The following is a 16,528-nucleotide window of genomic DNA, read 5'->3' as shown; positions in this document are numbered from 1 at the left end:
TCCCATGAAACTCAGGGAGTCGCCGGCGTTCAAAATCGCAGTTTCCCTGAGCATCGCCACGGGCCTTTACGGTGTGTCGTTCGGAGCCCTCGCGGTTGCGTCGGGATTTGATTTCTGGCAGACGATGGTGCTGAGCCTCCTGCTGTTCAGCGGCGGATCGCAGTTCGCGTTCATCGGCGTCGTGGCGGGTGGCGGCTCCGGGGTTGCGGCCATGACGGCCAGTGCCCTCCTGGGTCTCCGCAACGGCATTTATGGCATGCAGATTAATGCGATGCTGCGCCCCGGGGGTTGGAGGCGCTACATCTCTGCGCACATCACCATCGATGAATCGACCGCCACGGCGTCCGGCCAGTCGGATCCTGACGAGCAACGGCGCGGTTTCTGGACTGCGGGCATCGGTATATTCATTTTGTGGAATATCTTTACGGCCATCGGGGCATTGGCCGGAGATGCCATGGGAGATCCTAAACAGTGGGGCTTGGACGGTGCTGCCGTTGCGGCGTTCCTGGCTTTGCTGTGGCCGCGGCTGAAAGGCCGCGAACCGTGGGCCATCGCCGCTGCGTGCGCCTTGGCCACCATCTTGGCCGTGCCGTTCGTGCCATCAGGGGTTCCCATTCTGGTGGCGGCCGTGGTGGCCGGTGTGATCGGCTGGTTCAGCCACGCCCGCATGGATGAAGGGCTTGAGCCGGACGTTGATCCCTACGCGGAGAAGCACCAGCGCGATCACGAGGGCAAGAAATGAACCTTTGGCTATGGATCCTGATCGCTTGCGCCCTGGCGTACCTCACCAAACTGGTGGGGTACTTTGTCCCGGCCAAGCTGCTGGAGAGTCCACGGATCATGCACGTGGCCGGCACCATGACCATTGGCTTGCTGGCGTCCTTGACGGCCGTGAACGCGGTGGCGTCGGGACAAGGCTTGGTCCTGGATGCCCGCATCGGAGCCTTGGTGGCGGCCGCCGTCGCATTGTGGCTTCGCGCGCCGTTCCTCGTAGTAGTCATTTCCGGTGCTGCTGCTGCGGCCGTGCTCAGGCTGCTGGGCTGGGGCTAAGAGCTAGACCGTCTCTGTAAACGTCACGCCCGGAATGCCCGACTGCTCCGGGAGCGGACGGGAAGGGCGTTCGGTCCGGATGGCATCCTCGATCAAGGCCACAGGGCGCTTCCAGGCCTCAGACCCGGGTTCCATGGTGTCCACCGCGCCGATGAGCATGGCCACCAGCCGGACCATGTCCTCAATGGTGATGTCGCGCCGCAATGAACCCTGGCCCTGGCCGCGCTCAAGCAGAGTGGCCATGGAACCGATGAGCCCTCCGGTGATGCCCATCAGGAGTCCGCGCCGGCCGGCGACGGCGTCCAGGAGGTTTGCGTCGTCGCTGGCTACCTTCATCACGGCATCGATGACGTTGATGAGTCCTTCGGCGGCGTCCATGCCGTCGAGCGCAGCTGCGGCCACCGGATCCACGTGCAGGCGCAATTGCCGGGACAGCGCGGCCAGGACCAGTTGCTCTTTGTCCGAGAAGTTGCGGAACAGCGTCGCGGGGCCAACTCCAGCGGTGGCGGCGATGGTCTGCAGGGGGACTTCGGGACCGTGTTCCCGGAAGCACTGCCTGGCAGCGGTAATGATTTTGTCCACATTGCGTGCGGCATCTGCCCTGAGGGGCTTGCGTTCAGAGGGCTGTTCCATGTTTGTCAGAGTAGCAATGCAGGCGTGCTGGCCCGTTGTTACGCGGGAGTACGTTGTTATATGACAAACCGGTACGTGAAACACTGGATTTCATGTTGCTTGCATTCTCTGTCGCGCCTTCGGGCCAGCCCGCTTCCGCCGCCAATGACGGACCCACCCCTGATGCCTCTGTGCACGATGCCGTTGCCGCGGCCGTCAAGATCGTCCGTGATTCCGGCCTGCCCAACCACACCGATTCCATGTTCACCACCATTGAGGGTGAATGGGATGAGGTATTCGACGTCGTCAAGCGTGCCACGGAGGCCGTTGGCCGCTACGGAAGCCGCGTCTCCCTGGTGATCAAGGCCGACATCCGCCCCGGCTACAGCGGTGAGCTCACCGGCAAAGTGGAGCGGCTCGAAGACGCCATTTCCGCCACGGACTAGATCCTTCCCCCGGGGTACGGCGAGTGCCAGACTGGGGGCCATGATTGAACACGTGACCGAACCCGGTTGGGCCGACGTCGAGCGTTACCTGACTGACGTCGTCGTCCGTCCCGATCCTGCCCATCAGCGTGCCCTGACATCCGCCGTGGAGGCGGGCATGCCAGCCATCGAAGTGGCACCGAACGCGGGCAAGTTGCTGCGGATGCTGGTGCAGATGTCCGGGGCCAGGCGCGTCCTGGAGATCGGCACCCTTGCCGGATTCAGCAGCATCTGGATGGCGCAGGGACTGCCCGACGACGGCCGCATAGTGACGTGCGAATTCCTCCAAAAGCACGCCGACGTGGCGCGCGCCAACATGGATGCCGCGGGGGTGGGGCACAAAGTGGACATCAGGGTGGGTGCTGCCTTGGACACCCTTCCCGCCTTGGCTGGCCAGGAATCGTTCGACTTTGTCTTCATCGACGCGGACAAGGAGAACGACTCGAACTACCTGGACTGGGCCATTCGGCTCGGCCACCCGGGCACGGTGATTGTGGTGGACAATGTCATCTGGGACGGTGCCATCCTTGAGCCCGGGCGGGACGAGGTCAATGCGCCGGGCATCGTGAAGGCATTGGAGATGATGGGGGAGGACCCGCGCCTGGACGCTACGGCCATTCAGACCGTCGGCAGCAAGGGCTGGGACGGTTTTGCGATAGCGAGGGTGCGGTAGCGCATGGATTTCACACTTCGCCCGGCAACGGTGGACGACGCCGAAGCCATGGCACTCATGCACGTCCAGTCCTGGAAAGAGAGCTACGGGCGCCTGCTGCCTCCTGAGTTCTTCGAGAAGCAGGAAGCTGCCTTGCCCCATAGGATCGAGCGGTACCGGGATTTCATCGCTGCGGGCCACACCCGGCTGTTGGCCCATGACTCCGAGGGGCACTTGGTGGGCCTTGGCGCGGCAGGTCCCGGACAAGATGAAGACAGCCCCTGCGAACGGGAACTTTTCATGCTCTATACCCTGGAGCGCATCCATGGCCGCGGGGTTGGGCAAGCGTTGGTGGACGCCTTGATCGGCGACGGGCCTGCCTACTTGTGGGTCCTCGACGACAACCCCCGCGCGCAGGCCTTCTACCGGCGCAATGGATTCGCACCCGATGGCAAGCGGCAGCTCTGCGACCCGTCGTGGTTCTCTCTGCCGGAGCATCGGATGGTACGTCCCTGAATGCGCGCGAGCTGTTCCCAGAGCTGACCCATCTCGATATTGTGATCACGGGCGGTATGGACAAAGATCGTCCGGTTTGGAATCAGGTTCCGATCACCGGGGCCTGAGTACGCCATTCGATTCCCGGGAGGAAGCATGTCTGTTCCAGAGCAGGATCCAAACCAAGGGGAAGGCCCCGCAGACGGCGGTGCAGCCGGAACCCCGGGCGTCCACGACGGCGGTGCCGATGGTGGCGCTGACGGTGGCGCTGAAGGCCCCGCAGACGGCGGCGCGTCCGGAACCGCGGGCGTCCACGACGGCGGTGCCGATGGTGGCGCTGACGGTGGTGCTGATGGTGGTGCCGAAGGCCCCGCAGACGGCGGCGCGTCCGGAACCGCGGGCGTCCACGACGGCGGTGCCGACGGTGGCGCCGACGGCGGCGCTGATGGCGGTGCCGACGGTGGCGCCGAACAGCGAGGCAACTAAGTTTGAGCTCAACCAGCACTGATGTCCAGGACCCCGGTGCGGTGAAGGGCGCCGGGGTCCTGGAAACACGCCTGATTGACATTGGCCGTGAGAAGTTCGCCAGTGACGTCTGGGGACGCACCGCGCTTCTCGCGCGCGGAGTCAGCGATTTCTCCGATGTCTTCTCTGCCAACGCCGTCGATGAATTGATTTCGCGTAGAGGGCTGCGGACGCCTTTCCTGCGCGTGGCCAAGGGTGGCTCTACACTTCCCGAGTCCTCGTTCACTTCCCCGGCAGGCGTTGGCGCAACCATCTCTGACCAACTGGATGACACGGAGCTTTGGCGCAAGTTTGCTGATGGTGCCACCTTGGTCCTGCAAGCGCTGCATCGCACTTGGGAGCCGGTGTCGAGCTTCAGCGCCCAGCTGAGCACTGAGCTGGGACACCCTGTGCAGGCCAACGCCTACATCACCCCACCCCAGAACCGTGGCTTCGACGACCACTACGACATCCACGACGTTTTCGTGCTGCAGATCGAGGGAACCAAGCGCTGGATCATCCATGAGCCGGTCCACGTGGATCCGCTGCGCAGCCAGCCGTGGACCGACCGCCGCTCTGCCGTGGCCGAGGCCGCTGAAGGCACGCCGTACATCGACACAGTCCTTGAGCCCGGCGATGTCCTCTATCTGCCGCGTGGGTGGTTGCATGCTGCCCAGGCACAGGGCAAGGTCTCCATCCATCTCACGTTGGGAGTTCACAGCTGGACCCGCCATGCCCTGGCCGAGCACCTCGTACAGGCTGCCCTTGCAGCAATGGGTGACGATCCTGAGATGCGCCGGTCCTTGCCCCTGGGTGTCGATGGACCCAACGGTGAGATCGATGCCGTCCGTGAACGTTTGGCGGCCGCCGTCCTGAAGGCCGATGCCACGGCGCTTTTCCACCGCACCCGGAGGGGACAGGGACGTCCGGCCCCGCTGGGTCCGGTGGCCCAGCTCGCCGCCGTCGAGGACCTTGGCGCTGGCTCGTGGGTCCGGCTTCGAGATGCCCTGGAAGCTCGGCTGGAGGGTTCACGGTTGACCACGCGGGTGGGTTGGCTCGACTTCCCTGAGGCAAATCTTCCGTCCGTGAGGCGCTTGCTGGACGGTGGCGATCACGTGGCGGCAGACCTCGGCCTTGAGCTCGTCGAAAGGCTGTTGCGCGCAGGAGTTCTTGTCCCCGTTGATCGTTGATGCCCCCGTGGCCGAGACGGAACGTTTCTTCTGTGCCAATAGCGCCCGGATGCGCGGCGACCCCATAGTAGGCACGGCCTCACCCGGCGTGGTGTGGGTTCTCATTGAGTACCGGGGTGGATGGCCACCCGAGGGCTTTGATGGCCTTGATCTGGAGGCTGGGACAAAAGCCCTCATTTCCTCAGCTGCGCGGACTGCGGGGGCACGGGTCCTGTTGGTGCGGCGCCCGGGCCCCCGTCGGCGCCCCGGACCCAGCCGCTGGGCCGTGCTGCGCCATGAAAGCCCGGGCGCCTATCAGCAGCTGTGGGGAACATGGGACCGGGACGAGGACCTTGCGGAAATAGTTTCTGCCTTGGCGGCTCCCGGTGAGCCCGGCTTTCCACCGGTCATCCTGGTCTGCGCTCATGGCCGGCATGACCCCTGCTGCGCGGTGCGTGGACGGCCCGTGGGACGCGCCCTGAGTGAGCGTTGGCCGGAGCTGGTGTGGGAATGCTCCCACGTTGGCGGTGACAGGTTCGCAGCTACCGCGGTGGTTGCTCCCGACGGCGTGTACTACGGCGGTCTCGACGTGGAGTCCTCCGTCGCCACGATTCAAGATCATCTGGCCGGCCGTATATCCGCGAAGTATCTCCGCGGATATACGGATCTCTTCCCACCGCAACAAGTTGCTGTCGCTGCCGTGCTGGAGCGTTTCGGCCCTGCCGGCCGGAATGATTTCCACGTCACTGAGACGCTGCGTGACGGGGACCGCTGGCGCATTCGTCTCACTGGAAGCCCGCCGCATCCGGCCCGTATCGATGTTGAACTGCTGGCCCACCGCGCACCGCCCTGCCAGCTGACCTGCCTGGCGCCGGCAGCGGGATCGGTGATGGTCTACCAGGCTACGTCCATCATCGGAACCTGACGCTTGCGGTCGGCCGGGTGAGCTTCCGGCCTATCCCTAACGCGGTTCCGGGTCCTCGGGCTGATTCAGCTCCAGGGGCGGGTCGAGGAGGCTTGGGTACGCGCGCCACCAGGAGGCAAACCACCGTCAGCCACGCAGCAACAACGGTCAAGACCTCCGCCCACACCAATTCACCAAGCTCCATGGAGTGATCTTATGGCCCAATCGGTCAAAGTTGTAAGCATCCTTACTACTGTGGTCGCTGTGGCGCTCCATTAGGCTTGACGCATGACTCAGGCAGGGCGGAAATAGTGGCGAAACGCGGTAAAAGGTCGACGGCGGGAGTCGTCGAGGTGCCCGCCGGTACCCGCCCTGACGGTCCGGTGGCGGGGGTCTACTACATCGACACCGGCGACTGCGAGCTCATCCAGGACCAGGACAACTCCAACGGCTGGCTACTGAAAATCAACGGTGTGATGAGCTCGCACATAGACCTCGCCGATCCGCTGTTCCTCGACTTCGAGTACATGCGCTGGATTGCGGCATTGGTGGAGTCCCGCTGGCCGCGGGAGCAGAAACCGAAGCTTCGTGCCCTGCACCTGGGCGGGGGAGCATGTTCCATGGCGCGCTACTTCCATGCCGCGTACACCGAAGCCAGGCAGGTGGTGGTTGAACTTGATGGCAAGCTGGCCGACTACGTGCGCGGCTGGTTCGATCTGCCGAAGGCCCCGCTGTTGAGGCTCCGTGTTGGAGAGGCCCGGCAAGTGACCGAATCCCTCACCCCGGACACCCGGGATCTCATCATCCGGGACGTCTTTGCCGGAGCCTTCACGCCCCGGGCCCTCACCACCCGCGAATTCACGGCCCATGCGGACGCAGTCCTCGCCCCCGATGGCCTCTATGTGGTCAACTCAGGCGACGCGCCGGACCTGAAGAACGCCAGGGCAGATGCTGCCACCATTGCGGACACGTTCCAGCACACCATGATCATCGCCGACCCCGCCATGCTCAAAGGCCGCCGCTACGGCAACATGATCATGGCGGGCAGCCACGCACCTTTCGGCGACGACCCCACGCTGGCCCGGAAGCTCCTTGGCGGCGGAGTTCCGGCGCATATCTGGGATGATGCCAAAGTGCGCGCCTTCGCCGCCGGAACGCCGGTCCGGCATGACCCCGTTCCACCGCCGGAGCCTGCCTCAACTCCTGCTGAGTGAGCTGTTCCAGGCCTCCCACAGAGTGGCGTATCGGCCGCCGTTAGCCAGCAGTTCCTGGTGCGATCCGGACTCGACTATCCGGCCGTGCTCCATCACCACGACGGTGTCCGCAGAAGCAGCCTGGCTCAAGCGGTGCGCGATCACCACGGAAGTCCGCCCTGCCAATGCGGCTTCGGCGGCCTGATCAAGCATAGTGGCGGACCCGGTGCCGGCTTCTGCGGTGGCTTCGTCCAGGACCGCAATCGGCGGGTCCTTGAGCTTGAGCCGTGCCAGGGCCAACTGTTGCGCCTGCTCGGGCGTGAGCTGGTGGCCACCGGCGCCTACGGAAGTCTCCAGGCCGTCGTCGAGCGTTTCCACCCAGGCAGCCCCAACTGCTTTCAGGACGCACGAAAGTTCCTCCGCAGAAGCGCCGGGTTTGGCGAGCCGTAGGTCCTCGGCGAGTGTCCCGGAGAAGACGTGCACCTCTTGGCTGACCATCGCGATCCGATCGTGCAGCTCAGCCGGGGCGGCACTGGCCGAGTCCAGGCCACCTACCCAAGCGGTGCCGCTGTCCGGGTGTTCCAAGCCCATGATGACCTTGGCCAGGGTGGTCTTGCCCGCGCCTGAGGTGCCCACAATCGCCACGCGCTCACCGGGCTTCACGGTGAGGGAAACGGCGTTCAGCGCGGGGCGCTGCCCGGGATAGGAGAAAGTGACGTCGTTCAGCACAACGCCTGCGCTGGCTACCGCCGCCGGAGCATGGGTAGCCGCCGGCCCGGGGGACATGGTCAGACCGAACATCCGGCCCAGCCCGGCAGCGGCTTTCTGGAGCTCGTCGAACTGTCCCAGGACCAAGCCGATCGGATCGAAGAGCCGGTAGAAATACAGTGCGGCCGCCGTGGCTGCACCGATGGTCACGGCGCCCTCGGCGTGCAGCCAGAATCCCACCACCAGCACCGCGGACAGGCCGATGAGTTCAGCAAGGTTGAGGCGGTTGTAGAAGCGGGTCAGGTAGTTGACGCCTTTAAGGGCATGGCCGATGTTTTCCCGGGAAGCCGCCGCCACCAGCCCGGCGTGATGTTCCCCGAGCCCCAAGGCCAGGACCGAGGGGGAGCCGTGGACCGTCTCGATGATCTGTTCTGTCCTGTTGGCCTCGGTGATCCGGACCGTCCGGTAGATGGGGGCGGTCCGCTTGAGGAACCAGCGCAAGGTGAACACCTGCAATGGCGCGGCAATGAGCACCGCCACCGCGAAGCGCCAGTCAATCACGCCCAAGCCCAGCAACGTGACAGCGATGGTGAAGGCGGCGCTGGTGAACGCGGGAAGGACACCCGAAATCGCCTCGCTGACGGCTTCAACGTCTCCGGACACGCGGGCCACGACGTCACCGATGCCCGCCTTTTCGATGTGCGCGAGCGGTTTGCGGACAGCTGCCGCGAACACTTCCTCGCGCAGCCCGGCCAAGGCTTCCTCACAGATCCGGGCCAGCAGGTTCTGGCCAAGGATTCCCAGCAGGGCACCCAATCCACCGGCCACCAGAAGCCCGATTGCCAGCCAGAGCAGCCACATGACGTCTCCGCCGCTGGCTGCAATATTGACCATGATGCCCAGGATGGCCGGTGCTGCCAGTCCGCAGCAGGACGCTGCCAGCAGCACCAGGATGGTGATGGTCAGCCTGCCGGGCCGCTGCGCCAACAGGCGCCACATGGCCTTCCGGGTCTCGCGGGGTGTGGCAATGGGAAGGATATCGGTGCTCAAGAGCCCACCACCTCGCGGTAGCCGGCGGACGTAGCCAGCAGTTCGCGGTGCGTGCCGCTTTCAGATGCTGCGCCGCCCCCGCCCATCACCACCCGATCGCAGACAGCCAGCAGCGTGGGACTGGTGGTCACCAGCACCAAGGCCTTGTCAGGGAAGTTCCGCAGGCCATCGGCGATCACTGCTTCCGTGGCGGTATCGACGGCGGTGGTGGGATCGTGCAGCACCAGCACCGGTTGCTTTTGGTGCAGGGACCGGCCCAGGACCAGCCGCTGCCGCTGGCCGCCGGACAAGCTTTGGCCGTGCCCGGTGAGTACAGTTTCGGTGCCTTCGGGCAGTTGCGACACGAAGTCCCCGACGGCGGCGGCCGCCATGGCGCGTTCCTCCAGCCGGGCGTCGGCTGTTGCGACATTCGCGCGGACACTGCCGTGGAAAAGGACGCCATCGTGGCTGTCGGCGAACACCCTCGAACGGACGTGGACAGGATCCAGGTCTGCAGCGTCCTGGCCGTCGATGGACACCACACCACGGGGTGCGGGTGTGCGGAAGCCCAAAGTGTCCACCAAGAGCCGTGCCTGCGTTCCGTTCGGAAGGACGACGCCCACGATTTCTCCGGCTGACGCCGTGAAGGGCGGGAAAGTTGCGTCGTCGGAGCCGGAGCGGAGTTCAAGCAGTGGGGCTGGTTCAAGCAGCGGGGCGACGGCCGAAGCTGAGCCGGCAGCCGTCGTCGTGCGTTCCTTCGGCTCAGGTGCGGGCACCGCGTCGGGTTCCGCGAGCAGTACGGCTATGCGTGCGGCGGAGGCACGTTTGCGGGCGAGTTCCACGCTGAGGAAGCCAAGCGCTGCCATGGGTCCCTGGACGAACTGGGCCACGCCAACAACTGCCACTAGCTGCCCAACTGTGATGCTTCCCTGGACGGCAAACCAGGCGGCGAAGAAGGCGATGCCGGCCAGGAAGGCAGCGGAGAGAGCCGTGCTGGCGCCGTTGTAAGCGGACCGGGACCGAACAGCCCTCAGCCCTGCCAGCAGTGATGTCCGGCTGGCGGCCTTGTAGCGGGACACGGCGGCTTCCTCGGCTCCGAGGCCTTTGAGGGGCCGCGATCCCGTGACGAAGTCCGTTGCGAGTGCGCCCGCGCGGGCTGCAGAAGATTGCTCCACGTCACTGCGGTCCTCCAGGGGCTTGGTGAGGCGATGCATCACCACCAGCATGATGGGGGTGGCCACCAGGACGGCGATGCCCAGTGGAACAGAAATCAGCAGCAGGGTCACGGCCGATGTCACCACGCCGGCAGCGGCCGCGAGTCCGCCACCGATGAGCCAGGACAAGCCTGCAACCCTGTCCGCGTCAGAGGAAGCGATGGCCACAATTTCACCGGGCGCTCGCCGGGCGGCCATGCCCCGCGGGTGAAGGGTCCGCTCCACCGCGAGCTGCCGGAGGTCATGGGAACCGTAAAGGAAGGACCGGTTGGTGGCCAGGGTGCCGATGCGCCAGGAAAGTGCCAGCACCACGAAGACGACCGCCAAGGCGCCAATCCACCAAAGGAGCGCGCCGGCGTCGTGCGGTGAAATCGCGTTGTCCACGGCGGCTCCGATGGTGGCCGGAACCAAAGCCTCGCTGACCTGGTGCAAAACGAGGCCGGCGCAGCCCACCAACAGGAGCTTCCAGCGGCGATTGGCGAACAAAGTGAAAGTGAAGAGACGGGAAACCGTCCAGGGTGCTTGCTTGTTACGCCCAGGCGGGCAGGACGGAGTGGCAGAACTGGAGGGCATGCTTACCATAGTAAGGCTCACCTAACTTCGAGAAGGCCAGATGACCCGCCAAGCTATATCGCAATCCGGACAGGCAGCTCCCCAGTTGGACGTCCAGGTGGAACAGCAGTTGGATGCCCCGGTTGAGGGCCGGACGTCGTCGCAGGTCTACGGCGTCTACACGGGATACTTTGAGTGCCCCACTCCTGCCACCTGGACTGACCACGTCCACGATACCCATGAGCTGTTGTGGGGTGCCCGCGGTGTGCTGACGGTGGAGGCCGACGGCGGGCTCTTTGCCGTCCCGGCCACACTGGGGCTGTGGATTCCGGCCGGCGTGGTGCACGCTGTGAAGTCCACCCAGGGGACAGGCTTCTACTGCTCGCACATCAATGCCAGGGTGGCGCCGCAGTTGGAAAGCCGCACGGTGGCCGTTACCGTGCCCACCGCCGCGCAGGAACTGCTGCGCCACATGAGCAAGTTCGACATGGACGACTCCATCCGCAAGCGCTCGGAGCAGGTGGTGGTGGGCCTGCTGGAGGTGGTGGACGCGCGGCCCATGCTGCTGCCCATGCCCGTGGACCCTCGCCTGGAACTCATTGCCCGAGCCCTCCTGGATGACCCTGCCCTGGACCGCTCGCTGGAGGAATGGAGTGTGGAAGTGGCCATCAGTGTCCGGAACTTGTCCCGCCTGTTCCATAAGGAAACGGGGATGACCTTTGCCCAGTGGCGCATCCATGCCCGCGTGCGTGTGGCCCTGGGGCTCCTGGCGGCCGGTTACCCGGTTTCCACGGTCAGCCGGAGGGTGGGCTATAACAATCCCAGCGCCTTTGTCCAAGTGTTCCGAAAGGTGATGGGGCACACTCCAGGCTGGTACGTGTCCTCGCTTAAGGCCGGAAACCACCAGTCTTTGGCCGGTTCCGAATAGAATCGAGCGGTTTTCTACACGGACTCGTTGTTAGGGTAGGTATACCTAACTTCGGCGGCCTGCCGAGATAACCTGCGGCCGCTACCGGGAGCTCTCCGTCTCCCCTGAGAATCAAGAGGACCGCAGTGATTTCACGCTCTAAAACCATGTCTGCCGCCGTTGCGGCCTTGGCTTCCGCAGCCCTGCTTCTGAGTGGTTGCGCCACCACCGATGCCAGCGCCACCACCAAATCCGAAACCCGGACGGTCCAAAGCGAGGTCAAAGAAGTAGTCATGCCGGCCGAGCCGAAGAAGGCCCTGGGCATGTACACCACGGACCTGGACATGCTCATCACCCTCGGCATTCCGCTGGCCAGCCAGCAACCCATTCGTGACAGCGGCTACAAGGGCTTCCCGTACTTCTTCGACCAGAAGGCGTTGGAGGGCATCACGCCGTTCACCAACTACCCGGAATTCAACTTCGAGGCCATTCTCAAAGCACAGCCCGACGTCATCCTGAACGGCCTGGGCTATGAGAAGGAGCTTGACGGCAAGCTCTCCGACATCGCCCCGACGTACACCTTCAACGGCTTCGACGGCAGCGACTGGCGCACCAAGTTCAAAACCGTAGCCGAGGCTTTCGGCAAGACCGAGCAGTACCAGGCCTGGATGGACAAGTACCAGGCCAAGGTTGATGACGTGAAGAAGCGTCTGGCCGAGGCCGGCAAGAGCAACATGGTGATCGGCCCCGTGGACTACTACGAGGACCAGGTGACGGTCAGCTGCTACGGAACGCCGTGCCTGGTCATCAAGGACCTCGGCCTGAAAGTCTCCCCGCTGGCCGACGGCGAAGGCGCCAAGCTGAGTGCCGAGCAGCTCGAACAGCTCAACGGCATCGACGCCATCATCACCACCGAGGTCCCCGAAAAGGACGGTGCCAACCCGGATGCCTTCGCTCCGCTGGCCAACAACAAGCTGTGGACCTCGCTGCCCTTCGTGGCCAACAAGCAGATCCACACCTATGACCTCGAAATGATCTACGGCTCGCCCAGCGGCCAGTACGCACTGCTGGAGAAGTTCGAAAAGGCGCTCCTGTCATGATGAGCATCTACCGCGCTGAGGTCATTTCCACCCGCCTGCTGACTCCGGGAATGGTCCGGATAACCTTCGGCGGCTCCGGCCTGGCTGGCTTCGACACTACGGGTGTCGGCGACGAATACCTCCGCGTCTTCCTGCCCGATCCGGGCACGCATGAAGCACGCCTCCCCATTTCCACAGGGGACTCCTGGGATTGGTCCGAAGGCGTCGAACCGTCCGCCATGCGGACGTACACGGTCCGCGCTGTGGACTCCGCCGCAGGAACCGTGGACATCGACTTCGTAGTTCACGACGGCGGATTGGCAGCTTCCTGGGCGCAGCGCGCCCAGGTGGGTGACGTCGTCGGGCTTAACTCCCCGACCGGACTGTATGAACCACCCGCAGAACTGCAGTGGCAGATCCTGCTGGCAGACGCCACCGGACTGCCCGCCGTGGCCCGGTTGGTGGAGCAGACGCCGCCCGGTGTCCGGACCCGCGTCCTGATCGAGGTTGAGGATCCATCGCACCAGCAGGAACTGACCCTCGGCGCCGGAACCGAAGTGGCGTGGATTTACGGCGGGAACGGCCACAGCCAGTCCCGTCTGGACGAGGTTCTGCGCTCCATGGAGTTGCCCGGCGGCGTGGGCTACATCTGGGTAGCCGGCGAGACCAAGGTGCTGCGCGGGATCCGCAAGTACCTCCGGCATGAGAAGAAGCTCACGCCCGAGTCCTACAAGCTGATCGGCTACTGGACGGACAAGAGCGAGGCTTGGGAAGCGCGCTGGGAAAACCTGGACGCCGAAACCCGGCGCTGGTTCGACGATCTCTGGTCCAACGAGAAGCGGGATCGCGAGGAAATCGTGGACCTTCAGGACGCCAAGTTCGAATTGCTGGGCCTCTAAATGGCGTCCGGAACCATGGCGCCGCGTTCTGTTGCAGCTGAGGTGCAGGACGCGGTGCCGGTTTCCACTTCGGATGCACGCCCGGCGGGCTTGGTGGCGGTGAACCGCTACCGGCTACTGGGTCTTCTGGCGGCAATTGGCGCATTGGTGCTGGTGCTGTGGCTGAGCCTGGTGGTGGGCTCCAAGGACGTGGACATGGCCGCTCTCTGGCCCGCCATCACTGCCTACGACGGCTCGCCGGAACACGTCATCATCCACGACCTCCGCCTGCCCCGAACGGCCACGGGTGTGGTGGTTGGCATTGCCCTGGGACTGTCCGGGGCACTGATCCAGGCACTGACACGGAACCCGTTGGCGGACCCCGGCATCCTGGGCGTCAACGCGGGTGCCGGGTTCTTTGTGGTCCTCGGCGTTGCGATCTTCGGAGTCACCAGCATCCAGGAGTACATCTGGTTCTCCTTCGCCGGTGCCGTAGCGGCCACCGTGGCCGTGTACTTCATCGGGTCACGGGGAAGGGGCGGGGCAACCCCGCTCCGCCTCACCCTTGCAGGGGTTGCCCTCGGAGCTGTGCTGGGCGGCATTTCGTCCGGCATCACGCTGCTTCGCCCTGCCGTTTTCGACAGCATGCGCAGCTGGAGCGCCGGAACGTTGAGCAACCGAACGTGGGAGATCTTCACCACCGTGGCACCTTTCATTCTTATTGGAACGCTCATCGCCCTCGCCATGGCCCGGCCCTTGAACGCTGTGGCCATGGGCGACGACACCGCCAAGTCCCTCGGTGCCAACATCGTGCGCACCCGGGTTTGGACCATCGTGTCAGTGACCCTTCTTTGCGGCGCCGCGACGGCAGCCGCCGGCCCCATCGGATTCGTGGGACTCATGGTCCCGCACGTAGCCCGATGGATCGTCGGTCCGGACCAGCGCTGGATACTGGCCTACACCCTGGTGCTCTCGCCAGTGCTGCTCCTGGTGTCCGACATCCTGGGGCGCCTTGTTCTCCGTCCCGGCGAAATGCAGGTAGGAATCATCACCGCCTTCGTTGGCGCACCCGTCCTCATCTGGCTCATCCGACGCCGGAAAGTGAGCACCCTGTGATGCGCACCGATCCCGTGCCGCCCATCAAGCAGGCCCCGACCATCAAGCAGGCCCCGCCCATCGACTTCGGTCGTCGCACCGTCGCCATCCGCCGCTTTGGCGGCCGCGTCTCACTCCGCGTGGACGTCCGCACCCTGGTTGTCACCGCCGTCCTGTTTGCCGCCGCACTGGCGCTCGCCGTCGTCGCCCTTGGCTTGGGCGAGTTCAGCATTGCGGTACCGGACGTTGTTTCGGCGTTGCTGGGCCGGTCCAGCGGTGCCGTGCACATGGTGGTGGTGGACTGGAGATTGCCCCGCGTCCTCCTGGCCCTGTTGTTGGGGGCGGCCATGGGGGTCAGCGGGGCAATCTTCCAATCGCTGACCCGCAACGCGCTGGGAAGTCCGGACGTGATCGGCTTCAACACGGGTGCCTACACGGGCGCGCTGGTGGTCATCCTGCTGATGGGCGGCGGCTACTTTGCGGTGTCGGCAGGCGCGCTGGCTGGCGGGCTGATCACTGCCGCGCTGGTTTACCTGTTCGCGTACAAAAAGGGCATCCAGGGGTTCCGGCTCATCATCGCCGGCATCGCCGTGAGCGCCATGCTGGCGTCGGTGAACACCTTCATGATCCTCAAGGCGTCCTTGGAGCAGGCCATGTCTGCTGCCGTCTGGGGTGCTGGATCCTTGAACAAGCTCGGCTGGGAGCAGGTGCTGCCGGTGGTGGTCGTATTCGTCGTGCTGCTGGCTGTGCTGTCCTTGTACGGCAGGCGATTGGGCCTTTTGGAAATGGGCGACGACGCCGCTCGGGCCTTGGGCGTTCGGCTGGAAGGCTCGCGGCTGGTCCTCGCAGTGGTGGGCGTGGCTTTGACGGCAATGGTCACCGCTGCTGCCGGCCCGATCGCTTTTGTTTCCCTGGCCGCGCCGCAGTTGGCCCGCCGCCTCACCAAGTCCGCGTCCGTGGGAATGGTTCCCTCTGCTGCCATGGGTGCGTTCCTCTTGGTGGCCAGCGACATCGTGGCGCAGAACCTTTTCGCGCCCATCCAACTGCCCGTCGGCGTAGTGACCGTCAGCATCGGCGGCTGCTATCTCGTGTGGCTCCTGGCCCGTGAGGTGAAGCGGCAATGAGTGAAGAATTGAAGGAGATTGCTGTGACTGATGTGTTGGATGTTTCTGTTTCTGTTGGCTCGGCGCTGGGATCTGGCTCGGCGCCGGCACGTGGTTCGCGGCTCAGCGCCGAAGGCGTGAGCCTCGGCTACGCCGGGCGCACAGTGTCGGAGGCGCTTGATGTGCGCATTCCCGATGGCGGGTTCACGGTGATCGTGGGACCCAACGCCTGCGGAAAGTCGACGCTCCTGCGGGCGCTGTCCCGGCTGCTGGAGCCCACCTCGGGGTCCGTGCTTTTGGACGGCAAGAGCATCTCCTCCTACGGGGCCAAGGAAGTGGCGCGGCGGTTGGGGCTCCTGCCGCAGACCTCCATAGCGCCAGATGGGATCACCGTGGCGGACCTCGTGGCCCGGGGACGCTACCCGCACCAGAAGTTGCTGCGTCAATGGTCCGAAGCGGATGAGGCGGCCGTCGTTGCTGCACTCCAAGCTACCAACGTGACATCGCTGTCCGGCCGTTTGGTGGACGAGCTCTCCGGTGGGCAGAGGCAGCGTGTGTGGGTGGCCATGGTCCTGGCCCAACAAACCCCTTTATTGCTCCTGGATGAGCCCACCACGTTCCTGGATATCGCGCACCAGATCGAGCTCTTGGAGCTGTTCCGGCGGCTCAATCGCGAAGGCAACACCCTGGTGGCCGTGCTCCACGATCTCAATCACGCCTGCCGCTACGCCACGCATCTCATCGCCATGAAGGACGGGGCAGTAGTTGCGGAGGGCCGACCCACCGATGTGGTGACTGCGGAGCTGGTGGAGCGCGTCTTCGGTCTGCCGTGCATCGTGATCGACGACCCCGTGAGCCACACGCCGCTGGTGATCCCGCTGGGGTCCTGATCCCCCGCG

General features: G+C 64.9%; 18 protein-coding genes. 14 read left to right on the top strand and 4 right to left on the bottom strand.

Going from position 1 to position 16,528, the window contains the following annotated elements:
- Positions 1-4: 4 nt before the first annotated feature.
- Both BMY91_RS16065 and BMY91_RS16060 read left to right on the top strand, forming a co-directional pair.
- Complete coding sequence (locus BMY91_RS16065; protein ID WP_256212782.1) at positions 5-742, top strand: AzlC family ABC transporter permease; 738 nt, start codon at positions 5-7, stop codon at positions 740-742.
- A complete protein-coding gene (locus BMY91_RS16060; RefSeq protein ID WP_090823678.1) occupies positions 739-1,050 on the top strand; it encodes an AzlD domain-containing protein in 312 nt (103 codons plus the stop codon). The genes BMY91_RS16065 and BMY91_RS16060 overlap by 4 nt, the downstream gene beginning before the upstream one ends.
- Before the next feature lie 3 nt (positions 1,051-1,053).
- On the opposite strand, the gene BMY91_RS16055 is transcribed toward BMY91_RS16060, so the two are convergent.
- Positions 1,054-1,683 carry a TetR/AcrR family transcriptional regulator gene (locus BMY91_RS16055; protein WP_090823676.1) on the bottom strand — a complete coding sequence of 210 codons (630 nt, stop codon included), beginning with the start codon at positions 1,681-1,683 and terminating at the stop codon, positions 1,054-1,056.
- A 92-nt stretch (positions 1,684-1,775) separates the two neighbouring features.
- Between BMY91_RS16055 and BMY91_RS16050 the strand changes: the two genes are divergently transcribed.
- From BMY91_RS16050 to BMY91_RS16040, 3 genes are read left to right on the top strand one after another with little or no spacing between them, the layout of a single operon-like run.
- Complete coding sequence (locus BMY91_RS16050; RefSeq protein ID WP_090823674.1) at positions 1,776-2,108, top strand: thiamine-binding protein; 333 nt, start codon at positions 1,776-1,778, stop codon at positions 2,106-2,108.
- Positions 2,109-2,148: 40 nt separating this feature from the next.
- Entirely contained in the window at positions 2,149-2,820 is a 672-nt protein-coding gene (locus BMY91_RS16045) for an O-methyltransferase (protein WP_090823672.1), read from the top strand.
- Positions 2,821-2,823: 3 nt separating this feature from the next.
- Positions 2,824-3,315, top strand: a complete 492-nt coding sequence (locus BMY91_RS16040) for a GNAT family N-acetyltransferase (protein WP_090823670.1) — start codon at positions 2,824-2,826, stop codon at positions 3,313-3,315.
- Between the two features lie 93 nt (positions 3,316-3,408).
- Here the strand turns inward: BMY91_RS16040 and BMY91_RS23175 are convergent, their stop codons facing one another.
- Positions 3,409-3,792 (bottom strand): hypothetical protein, encoded by a 384-nt coding sequence (locus tag BMY91_RS23175; RefSeq protein ID WP_177179933.1) that lies wholly within the window; start codon positions 3,790-3,792, stop codon positions 3,409-3,411.
- On the opposite strand from BMY91_RS23175, the gene BMY91_RS16030 reads away from it, so the two are divergent.
- From BMY91_RS16030 to BMY91_RS16020, 3 genes are all read left to right on the top strand, one after another.
- Positions 3,783-4,988 carry a cupin domain-containing protein gene (locus BMY91_RS16030; RefSeq protein ID WP_177179932.1) on the top strand — a complete coding sequence of 402 codons (1,206 nt, stop codon included), beginning with the start codon at positions 3,783-3,785 and terminating at the stop codon, positions 4,986-4,988. The genes BMY91_RS23175 and BMY91_RS16030 overlap by 10 nt on opposite strands.
- Before the next feature lie 64 nt (positions 4,989-5,052).
- Entirely contained in the window at positions 5,053-5,892 is an 840-nt protein-coding gene (locus BMY91_RS16025) for a sucrase ferredoxin (RefSeq protein ID WP_218143859.1), read from the top strand.
- A 290-nt stretch (positions 5,893-6,182) separates the two neighbouring features.
- Positions 6,183-7,085, top strand: coding sequence for a spermidine synthase (locus tag BMY91_RS16020; protein ID WP_090823666.1), 903 nt, complete (start codon positions 6,183-6,185; stop codon positions 7,083-7,085).
- Here BMY91_RS16020 and BMY91_RS16015 read toward each other — a convergent pair.
- On the bottom strand, positions 7,068-8,822 hold the full coding sequence (locus tag BMY91_RS16015) for an ABC transporter ATP-binding protein (protein WP_090823664.1): 1,755 nt from the start codon (positions 8,820-8,822) through the stop codon (positions 7,068-7,070). The two genes, BMY91_RS16020 and BMY91_RS16015, sit on opposite strands and share 18 nt — an antisense overlap.
- The gene (locus BMY91_RS16010; protein WP_256212781.1) at positions 8,819-10,501 is read right to left on the bottom strand and encodes an ABC transporter ATP-binding protein; all 1,683 of its coding nucleotides are present in this window, start codon (positions 10,499-10,501) and stop codon (positions 8,819-8,821) included. The genes BMY91_RS16015 and BMY91_RS16010 overlap by 4 nt, the downstream gene beginning before the upstream one ends.
- A gap of 127 nt (positions 10,502-10,628) precedes the next feature.
- Here BMY91_RS16010 and BMY91_RS16005 point away from each other — a divergent pair, with 127 nt between their 5' ends.
- The 6 genes from BMY91_RS16005 (at position 10,629) to BMY91_RS15980 (ending at position 16,519) form a co-directional block, all read left to right on the top strand.
- A complete protein-coding gene (locus BMY91_RS16005) occupies positions 10,629-11,495 on the top strand; it encodes a helix-turn-helix domain-containing protein (protein WP_256212780.1) in 867 nt (288 codons plus the stop codon).
- A 146-nt stretch (positions 11,496-11,641) separates the two neighbouring features.
- Positions 11,642-12,574, top strand: a complete 933-nt coding sequence (locus BMY91_RS16000; RefSeq protein WP_090823659.1) for an ABC transporter substrate-binding protein — start codon at positions 11,642-11,644, stop codon at positions 12,572-12,574.
- Positions 12,571-13,452 (top strand): siderophore-interacting protein, encoded by an 882-nt coding sequence (locus BMY91_RS15995; protein WP_090823657.1) that lies wholly within the window; start codon positions 12,571-12,573, stop codon positions 13,450-13,452. Before BMY91_RS16000 ends, BMY91_RS15995 begins: the two co-directional genes overlap by 4 nt.
- Positions 13,453-14,547, top strand: coding sequence for an iron chelate uptake ABC transporter family permease subunit (locus tag BMY91_RS15990; RefSeq protein ID WP_090823655.1), 1,095 nt, complete (start codon positions 13,453-13,455; stop codon positions 14,545-14,547).
- On the top strand, positions 14,547-15,650 hold the full coding sequence (locus BMY91_RS15985) for a FecCD family ABC transporter permease (protein WP_090823653.1): 1,104 nt from the start codon (positions 14,547-14,549) through the stop codon (positions 15,648-15,650). The genes BMY91_RS15990 and BMY91_RS15985 overlap by 1 nt, the downstream gene beginning before the upstream one ends.
- Positions 15,647-16,519, top strand: a complete 873-nt coding sequence (locus BMY91_RS15980) for an ABC transporter ATP-binding protein (RefSeq protein ID WP_090823651.1) — start codon at positions 15,647-15,649, stop codon at positions 16,517-16,519. Before BMY91_RS15985 ends, BMY91_RS15980 begins: the two co-directional genes overlap by 4 nt.
- Positions 16,520-16,528: the final 9 nt, after the last annotated feature.

The organism is Arthrobacter sp. yr096, assembly GCF_900108925.1.
GTDB lineage: Bacteria > Actinomycetota > Actinomycetes > Actinomycetales > Micrococcaceae > Arthrobacter.
Note: the sequence above shows the minus strand (reverse complement) of the source record. Positions and strands in the feature narration are given on the sequence as shown.